This window comes from Myxococcus sp. AM009 (assembly GCF_013372605.1).
Classification (GTDB): Bacteria; Myxococcota; Myxococcia; order Myxococcales; family Myxococcaceae; genus Myxococcus; species Myxococcus vastator.
In genome coordinates this window covers 1-8,498 of the sequence record NZ_JABXEP010000235.1, presented here as the reverse complement: position 1 = coordinate 8,498, position 8,498 = coordinate 1, and the positions used below count along the sequence as shown (strand labels likewise).

The following is an 8,498-nucleotide window of genomic DNA, read 5'->3' as shown; positions in this document are numbered from 1 at the left end:
GTGTGCGGGCCGGGCAACAATGGCGGGGATGGGCTGGTGGCCGCGCGCTTCCTCCGGGAGGGCGGCGCCTGCGTTTCGGTGGTGAGGGTGGGTGACGCCGCGAAGCTGACGCCGGAGTCGCGCCGGAACCTGGAGGCGCTGAAGGGCTTCGGCGTGACGCCGCGCACCCTGGAGAGCGTGCAGGTGCCGGGGCGGGGTGACGTGGTGGTGGACGCGCTCTTCGGCACGGGCTTGAGCCGTGCGCCCGCGGGGGCCTTCGCGGACGCCGTGGCGGCGATTCACGGCTGGCGGGCCGCGGGGGCCAAGGTGGTGGCGGCGGATGTGCCGTCCGGGCTCCAGAGTGACTCGGGGGAGTCCTTCTCGCCGTGTGTGGAGGCGGATGCCACCGTGGCCTTTGGCTTCCTCAAGCCGGGGCAGGTGCTGGAGCCGGGGGCCTCGCTGTGTGGCCGCGTGCACCGGGTGGACATCGGCATGGGCGGCGAGTCCTCGAAGGAGGTCTCCGGTCCCGAGCTCTTCGTGGTGGAGGAGGCGGACGCGCGGCGCACGTTGCCGGCGCGCAAGGCGGACTCCCACAAGGGGACCTTCGGGCACGTCCTGGTGGTGGCGGGCAGCCGGGGGAAGACGGGCGCCGCGGCGCTGGTGGCGAAGGCGGCGCTGCGCTCGGGCGCGGGGCTCGTCACCGTGGCCGCGCGGGCGGACGCGCTGGACACCATCCAGGCGCACTCGGCCGAAATCATGGGCATCCCCCTGGAGGCTTCCGGGCCGCTGGGCCTGGGAGACTTGGACGCGCTGGTGGCGGCGGCGGAGGGCAAGGATGCGCTCGTCATCGGGCCGGGGATTCCGCGGGGCCCGGAGACGGGCGCGCTGATTGGCGAGCTGCTGTCGCGCGTGGAGGTGCCCGCGGTGCTGGACGCGGACGCGCTCAACGCGGTGGCCTCTGATTTGTCGGTGCTTCGCCGAGCGAAGGCGCCGGTGGTGATGACGCCGCACCCGGGAGAGATGGCCCGGCTGACGGGCAAGTCCACGAAGGAGGTGCAGGCGCACCGGCTGGACGTAGCGCGGCGGTTCTCCGTGGGACTCAAGGTGACGCTCGTGCTGAAGGGCGACCGGACGCTGACGAGTGACGCGGATGGACGCGTGTATCTCAACACCACGGGCAACCCGGGCATGGCGACGGGCGGCTCAGGGGACGTGCTGTCGGGGATTTGTGGCGCGTTCCTGGCTCAGTCGCTCCCGTTGCCGGCGGCCCTCTGGACGGCGGTGTACGCGCACGGGCTCGCGGGAGACCTGGCGGCGGCGAAGCGCGGGCAGCTGGGGCTGGTGGCGGGGGACATCGTGGAGCAGGGGCTGTGCGAGGTATGGCTACGGTGGGAACGATGAGCGCGGAAGCGTTGGCGGCGCGTGTGCGGACGGTACGGCTGGAGTCTCCCGAGGAGACGCACCGGCTGGGCGTCCGGCTGGGCGAGTTGCTGCAGCCCGGTGACTTCGTGGGGCTGATTGGCGACCTGGGCGCGGGAAAGACGCACCTGGTGCGCGGGGTGGCGGACGGGGCGAACGTGCCGCGCTCCGAGGTGGCGAGCCCCACGTTCGCGATTGTGTACCCGTATTCGGGCCGCATCCCGCTGTACCACGCGGACCTGTACCGGCTGACGGACTACGACGACCTGTACGCCACGGGCTTCCTGGACCTGGAAAGCACCGAGAGCGCGATGCTGGTGGAGTGGCTGGACAAGATTCCGCAGGCCGCGCCCCGCGACTATCTGCGCGTCACGCTGAAGCACGCGGGCGGCGAGGCACGGGAGTTGACGGCGGAGGCGTTTGGCGCACGGCCGGTGGCCTTGCTCGACGCGTGGATGGGCTGACTCGAAGGAGTGGGGCGGCCTGCCACCTGCCTGGCCACGCCTCCCGGGGCGTTTGGGAAGCACCCAGCACCAGTGACGCGCCGACCTCTGAGCCTACGCTACGCGCAGGTTACCGCGGTTCATTCCTCGTGGGTCGGGCGCCAGCCCGGTGGCTCGCTGTTCGGAAATGTCGGGACTTTTGTGGCGTCAAAACCCCCGACATTTCCGAACAGCGAGCCGAGCAACCTCGGTTGGGACCCCGTCGTCCGCGCGTCCTGTTCACACGTTGGAGCTGCCTCTGCGTAACCATTGCTCCTGGACCTCCGTGGAGGCGAAGGCTTGCAGTTTTCTAAGCCAGCGATGAGCCTGGCAGGTGGGGGGCGGCCGGTCGCCGGCCGGTCGCCGCCCACTCCAGGCTCTCGCGGATGTTGTCCCGTCGCGGCAACTCATGATGCTTGAGGCGCTCGCGCACCCGGTCATCGCAGGATGGATCGCGGAGCACCGCGGCCACCATGAGCTGAGGGTGGACCCAGCTCCATCCATCGAGCCGCGCCCAGAGCGCCGCCAACGTGGCTTCGTCGGCTCCCGCTAGCACGGTGCCAGCAGCCGCCATCAGCACGATGGCCAGTTCTTCTCGTGCAGAAGCGCGCGCAGCTCGGACTGGACGTCCGTGCTGGCCTCTATCGCGGCCTCCACATGGAGCAGGACCTGCCTGTTCGATATGTGGAGAAGGCCCATGTAGCCGGAGGGCATCAGGAACGGCTCGATGAATGAGGGGAAGCCGCCACGACGAGCCATCTCGGCCAGGGGTTGGCTCGTGACGGGATACGTTCGTGGCGGATTCCATTGGGCGCACGTGAGGAGTGCACCTTCCAGGTCGCAGAGGATCAACCTGGCGTCACGCAGGTCCGCGTTGCGGAGGTCCGCGTTCAGCAGGGTGGTCTGTTCAAGCTGCGCGCCTCGAAGCCGCGCTCGGCGGAAGGAGCTCCCCGTCAAGTTGGATGCCGTGAGCCGGGTGCCTTCCAACTGTGCGTCATCCCATTGGGTACCTCTCGCGACACACGCATGGAGGCTCGCGTGGTTCAGTCGCGCTCGCCGGAGCGAAGCGCCCGTGAGGGTTGCCAGGTCGAGCTGTGCGTACTCCAGCCCGCAGCCATCGAGCCTCGCCCCGTCCAGTCGCGCGCGCACCAGGTCGGCGGATGCCAGGTCTTGCCCTGACAGGTCGATGCCTCGGAGGTCTCGTGAGCTCCGCGCGTCGCCGCTGACCGTCGGCCGTCTGCCACCGTTCGAAGAGCTCGGCGCGCAACCGGGCCTCAGGCCACGCTGCGCGACGTGTCCGGCTTCACGGCGGGGCCGAGGTCCGAGCCCGCGAGCTCCGGCACGCGCCAGTGGTGGAACACGAGGTTCGCGTCCACGCCGATGACGTCCTCTTCGGCCACCGGCGCCCAGTACGGCCCGCCGCACAGGGACTCACTGGCCACGACGAGCTGTTCCAGCTTCGTCCCCGGCGCCGGCAGCGTCGACACGTCGTCGCGCGCCGGACCCGTGGACACGAACAGCGTCCGGTTGCGCCGGGACGCGACCATCAGCTCGCCGTCGGACACGAGGAAGTTCATCGCCGAGCGACCCTCCTGACCTACCGCATCCGTGATGGCGGCCACCAACGACATCGTCTCCGCCAGCGCGCGCGCCACGGCCTCCACGGGGACCTTCCCGTCAAGCGGATGCCGGGCCGCCAGGCGGGTGAGGAACAGGTAGAAGCACCGCTCGCTGTCCGTGGTGCCCTTGATGTTCGTCCGAAGGCTCGGGCAGATGAGCGCTTCCACGGCAGCCCGGTGCTGCGCGAACTCCTTCACCGTCCCGTTGTGCACGAACGCCCAGCGGCCATGCAGGAAGGGGTGCGCGTTGCGCAGCTCCACCGCCCCCACCGAGGCCAGGCGGACGTGCGCCACCACCGTGTGGGAAGACACCCGGCTGCTCACCCGCTCGAAGTCCGGGTCGCAGTGCGCGGGCCCCACACCGTGCGCCACCACGGGCGCAAGCTCGGCGCCGTACGCCGCGATTCCCCATCCGTCCTTGTGTTCGCGCGACTGGATGAGGAGCGAGTTCTTCTCCGTCACCAACGAAGGGTGGACGGCGGCGGGAATCGCTGAACGGAATCCAAATAGTCGGCACATGGCTAGCAGCGAATACCCTTAACGTCCGGCCCTGTCGGATGTCGTCTCGTCTTTACCCAGTTGGCGCCGCCGTGTCTCCGCGACGCCGGTTCACGCGCAGCCATCCATTGGCTGCCGGACAGCGATGCGTCCGGCCTTCACCACCACTCGCGCGTGCGCTACCCCCAGATGGTAGGGCAGATGGCGGTACGAAGCACAGCTGAAGACCACCAGGTCGCCCGGGTCACCCACGGCCAGCCTGCCGTGCTGTTGCAGTCCCAAGGACACCGCCGCGCCGCGGGTGGCTCCCCAATACGCCTCTGCCGCAGTAAGCCCGTTTTCCAGACACGCAAGTCCCAGGGCCAGTGCCGTGTTTTCACTCATGGCGGAACCCGGGTTCACATTGGTACCCAACGCGACGTTGAGCCCCGCATCACGGATGCGGCGTCCGGGCGCGTAGGGCCGCATGCGCAGAAAGAGCGTGGAGGTAGGCACGAGCACCGCCGTGACGTTGGCGTCCGCCAGCGCCTTGAGTCCCGCGTCCGTCACCTGCTCCAGGTGGTCCGCCGTGGCGGCCCCCAGCTCCGCGGCGAGCTCGGAGGCGCCACACGCGGTGAGCTGGTCCGCATGCAGCCGCGGAACCATTCCCAGTGCCCGCCCGGCGCTCAAGATGCGGCGCGCCTCGTCCACGGTGAAGGCGCTGTCTTCCACGAAGACGTCACAGAAGCGCGCCAGCCCCTCCTTCGCGACGGCGGGGAGAATCTCGTCGATGCACAGCCGCACGTAGTCCTCGCGCTTGCCGCGGTATTCCTCCGGCAAGGCGTGCGCGCACAGCAGCGTGGGCACCAGCTCCAGCGGCGTCAGCGCGCCGAGCCGCCGCACCGCGCGCAGCATCTTCAGCTCCGTCTCCAGGTTGAGCCCATAGCCGCTCTTCACCTCCGCCGTCGTCACGCCCTGCTCCAACAGGCGCTTCGTGCGGGGCAGGGCGAGCCGCACCAATTCGTCCTCGCTCGCGGCCCGCGTGGCTCGCACCGTGCCAGCGATGCCACCGCCCGCCTTGGCAAGCTCCAGGTAGGTGGCGCCCTGGTTGCGCAGGTCGAACTCCGCCGAGCGCTCACCGGCGAAGACGAGGTGCGTGTGCGGGTCCACGAAGCCGGGGCCCACGAAGCCCCCCTGGGCGTCCACCACCTCGGTGCCAGGGCCCACCGCGCCCGAGGGGAGCGCCGCCTCGGGGCCCACGTAGGCGATGCGGCCTCCGCGCACCCCCACCACGGCGCCCGGGCGCGGGGTGAGGGCGTCCTCCGCGCGCTCGCGGTGCGAGCCTTCCACCGTCAGCACTTCGGAGGTGTTTCGCACCAGCAGGTCCAGCACGTCCATGGCTCAACGTCCTCCGCGTGCGCCCATGATGGGCACGTTCCAGCTCACACCCTTGCCGACCTTCGCGCGGCCAAATCCGCCCGACAGCTCGAAATCATTCAGCGCGCCCCAGGTGACGCGCGCCGCCACCACGCCGCCGTAATACAGCGCCTGCTCGTTGCGCCCATGCGAGGCCACCGTGTGCCACGACGCGAAGGGCACCAGGCCAATGGACACGCTCTTCTCCGGCTGCACCGTGAGCGCGCACGACACCTCCGCGCCGAAGATGCTGCCCGGCCCGCCGCGCGACGTGAGCAGGCCGAAGTCCGTGGCCCCTCGCAGCGACAGCGCCGGGGCCAGACCCAGCCGCTCCGAGCCCACGTAGTACGAGGCCCCGGCATACACGCCGTACCCCGGCAGCGGCACCGGCAGGAACATCTCGCCCTGCAGGCCCGTGTGCAGGTGCAGCCGTTCGGACAGCGGCATCGTCAGGGCCGCGTCGAACGCCACGCCCCACTGCTGCGTGGAGAAGCTCGACTCATTCCCTCGGAACGTGTCTCCGGTCCCGACGCCGGGCTGCGTGCCCGCGATGGGCGCGCTCAGCCGGGGGCCGGAGCGCATCCCCAACTGCATGATGTTGCGGTCGGGCGCACCGGGCCCCATCCGCATCACCATGGGGCCCATCGCAGTGGGGGCGCACCCCGTCAGTCCCACGACGACGGCGCCCCCCAGTCCGACCACTGCCGCGCACAAGCGCCTCACTGCGGCCTCCTGCTTCAGCTTCAGGTGGTGATGCCGGGAATCTTCACGCCGCGCTCTTTCGCCACGTCGATGGCCTCCGGGTAGCCCGCGTCCGCGTGGCGCAGCACGCCCATGCCGGGGTCGCTGGTGAGCACGCGCTCGATGCGGCGCGCGGCCTCCGGCGTCCCGTCCGCGACGATGACCTGACCCGCGTGCAGCGAGTAGCCCATGCCCACGCCGCCGCCGTGGTGGAAGGACACCCACGAGGCGCCGTTCACCGCGTTCACCAGCGCGTTGAGGATGGGCCAGTCCGCGACCGCGTCCGTGCCGTCCTTCATCGCCTCCGTCTCCCGGTTGGGCGACGCCACCGAGCCGCAGTCCAGGTGATCCCTGCCGATGACGATGGGCGCCTTCACCTCGCCCTTGCGCACCAGCTCGTTGAAGGCGAGGCCCGCCTTGGCGCGCTCGCCATACCCCAGCCAGCAGATGCGCGAGGGCAGGCCCTGGAACGCCACGCGCTCCTCCGCCATGGTCAGCCAGCGCTGGAGCGACGCCTTCTGCGGGAACAGCTCGCGCACCACGCGGTCGGTGACGCGGATGTCCTCCGGGTCGCCGGAGAGCGCCACCCAGCGGAAGGGCCCCATGCCCTCGCAGAAGAGGGGACGGATGTAGGCGGGGACGAAGCCGGGGAACTCGAAGGCGTTCTCCATGCCGCCCAGCTCCGCCTGGCCGCGCAGGTTGTTGCCGTAGTCGAAGACGTGGCTGCCGGCCTTCTGGAAGTCGTTCATCGCCTGCACGTGCAGCATCATCGACTCGCGCGCGCGGCGGACGTACGTCTCCGGGTCGCGCTGGCGCAGCTCGGCGGCGGCCTCCAGCGACAGGTCCGTGGGGATGTAGCCGTTGAGCGGGTCATGGGCGCTCGTCTGGTCCGTGACGAGGTCCGGCTTGATGCCGCGGCGGTACAGCTCGCGGAACACCGACGCCGCGTTGCCGATGACGGCGATGGAGCGGCCCACGCGCTTCTCCTGGGCTTCCTTCACCAGCGCCAGCGCGTCGTCCAGGTCCTTGGCGACGACGTCCAGGTAGCGCGTCTCCACCCGGCGCCGGGCGCGGGTGGGGTCTATCTCCACGCCGAGGAACACGGCGTTGTTCATGGTGGCGGCCAGCGGCTGCGCGCCCCCCATGCCGCCCAGACCGCCGGAGAGGATGAGGCGGCCCGCCAGGTCGTCGGTGCCGTAGTGGAAGCGGCCGGCGGCGGCGAACGTCTCGTAGGTGCCCTGGAGGATGCCCTGCGTGCCGATGTAGATCCACGAGCCCGCGGTCATCTGGCCGTACATCATCAGGCCCTTCTTCTCCAGCTCGTGGAAGTGCTCCCAGTTGGCCCAGCGGCCCACGAGGTTGGAGTTGGCGATGAGCACGCGCGGCGCGTCCGGGTGCGTGCGGAAGATGCCCACGGGCTTGCCGGACTGGACGAGCAGCGTCTCGTCGTCGCCCAGGTTCTGGAGGCTCGACACGATGCGGTCGAAGGAGGGCCAGTCGCGAGCGGCCTTGCCGGTGCCGCCGTAGACGACGAGGTCCTCGGGGCGCTCGGCGACGTCCGGGTCGAGGTTGTTCATCAACATCCGGAGCGCGGCCTCCTGGACCCAGCCCTTGCAGGACAGGGTGGAGCCATGGGGGGCGCGGATGACGCGGGACATGAACGGACTCCTAGGGTGTGGCGGACGGAAAGGCCCGGCACACTACCCGAACCCGCGTGCTTCCGGGCCACCACGATGTCCGCGGCGCGTCCGCCGCCTCACGAATGCAGCGTGTCGTCGTCGGAGGCGTCCATGCCCGGGAACTGGACGGGCCTCCGTGACGCGGGCCGGTTCACGACGCCGTCCTCGCGGTCGATGTGAATGTCGTTGATGACCTCCTTCACCCCCAGCACGTCCCGGGCGAGCGCCTCCGTCGCGTGCCGCTCGTCCTGGCTGCGCACCACGCCGGCCAGCAGCACCACGCCGTCCCGCACGCGGATGTCCACGTCCTCGGCGTCCACCCAGCTCCGCATCAGCCCGTCGCAGAGGTCCGACAGGATTCGCTCGCTGGAGCGCCGGTAGCCTCGTGGCGCGCGTCCCCGCGGCGGCGCCCTCACGGGGCCCTCGGGCCGGTAGCGCCCACCCGAGAAGCCACCTTGCCCCAGGTCGTGGTCATCCGGCCGTGACGGACTGGTGCCGTAGCCCTCCCACGGTGGCGCCATGTTCTCCACACCGGGGCCGTGGCCCGCGGGCTGTGTGCCTCCGTAGCGGACATCCGTTTCGGCCATGCGTCCGGCGGCGCGCCAGGGCCGGCCCCGGTCCATGCCGCCCGCCTCCCGTCGGCGCTCGTCGGCGCCCCGGTGGCCCTGGTGGCGCCCGCCGTGCCC

At 70.7% G+C, this 8,498-nt stretch carries 9 protein-coding genes and 1 pseudogene; 2 read left to right on the top strand and 8 right to left on the bottom strand.

The window, feature by feature from the left end; all coding sequences use genetic code 11:
- Window positions 1-1,380: NAD(P)H-hydrate dehydratase (locus HV824_RS33430; RefSeq protein ID WP_176425080.1), on the top strand; the 1,380-nt coding region annotated here is incomplete at its 5' end.
- A complete protein-coding gene (gene tsaE, locus HV824_RS33425; RefSeq protein ID WP_176415135.1) occupies window positions 1,377-1,862 on the top strand; it encodes a tRNA (adenosine(37)-N6)-threonylcarbamoyltransferase complex ATPase subunit type 1 TsaE in 486 nt (161 codons plus the stop codon). The genes HV824_RS33430 and tsaE, both read left to right, overlap by 4 nt.
- Before the next feature lie 328 nt (window positions 1,863-2,190).
- On the opposite strand, the gene HV824_RS37795 is transcribed toward tsaE, so the two are convergent.
- The 8 genes and pseudogenes from HV824_RS37795 to HV824_RS33395 all read right to left on the bottom strand — a co-directional run.
- Entirely contained in the window at window positions 2,191-2,460 is a 270-nt protein-coding gene (locus HV824_RS37795; protein ID WP_255208539.1) for a hypothetical protein, read from the bottom strand.
- Window positions 2,454-2,867, bottom strand: a complete 414-nt coding sequence (locus HV824_RS37790) for a pentapeptide repeat-containing protein (protein WP_255208540.1) — start codon at window positions 2,865-2,867, stop codon at window positions 2,454-2,456. Before HV824_RS37790 ends, HV824_RS37795 begins: the two co-directional genes overlap by 7 nt.
- A 60-nt stretch (window positions 2,868-2,927) precedes the next feature.
- Window positions 2,928-3,047, bottom strand: a pseudogene (locus tag HV824_RS37785) (pentapeptide repeat-containing protein); the annotation flags it as partial.
- A gap of 107 nt (window positions 3,048-3,154) precedes the next feature.
- The gene (locus HV824_RS33415) at window positions 3,155-4,018 is read right to left on the bottom strand and encodes a class II glutamine amidotransferase (RefSeq protein WP_176415134.1); all 864 of its coding nucleotides are present in this window, start codon (window positions 4,016-4,018) and stop codon (window positions 3,155-3,157) included.
- 90 nt (window positions 4,019-4,108) lie between these two features.
- The gene (gene hutI / locus HV824_RS33410; RefSeq protein WP_176415133.1) at window positions 4,109-5,374 is read right to left on the bottom strand and encodes an imidazolonepropionase; all 1,266 of its coding nucleotides are present in this window, start codon (window positions 5,372-5,374) and stop codon (window positions 4,109-4,111) included.
- A gap of 3 nt (window positions 5,375-5,377) precedes the next feature.
- On the bottom strand, window positions 5,378-6,115 hold the full coding sequence (locus tag HV824_RS33405; protein WP_368670810.1) for a hypothetical protein: 738 nt from the start codon (window positions 6,113-6,115) through the stop codon (window positions 5,378-5,380).
- A 20-nt stretch (window positions 6,116-6,135) separates the two neighbouring features.
- Window positions 6,136-7,791: a urocanate hydratase gene (gene hutU / locus HV824_RS33400; RefSeq protein ID WP_176425079.1), complete on the bottom strand. Its 1,656-nt coding sequence runs from the start codon at window positions 7,789-7,791 to the stop codon at window positions 6,136-6,138.
- Between the two features lie 98 nt (window positions 7,792-7,889).
- A partial coding sequence (locus tag HV824_RS33395) for a BON domain-containing protein (RefSeq protein WP_176425078.1) occupies window positions 7,890-8,498 on the bottom strand: 609 nt, incomplete at its 5' end.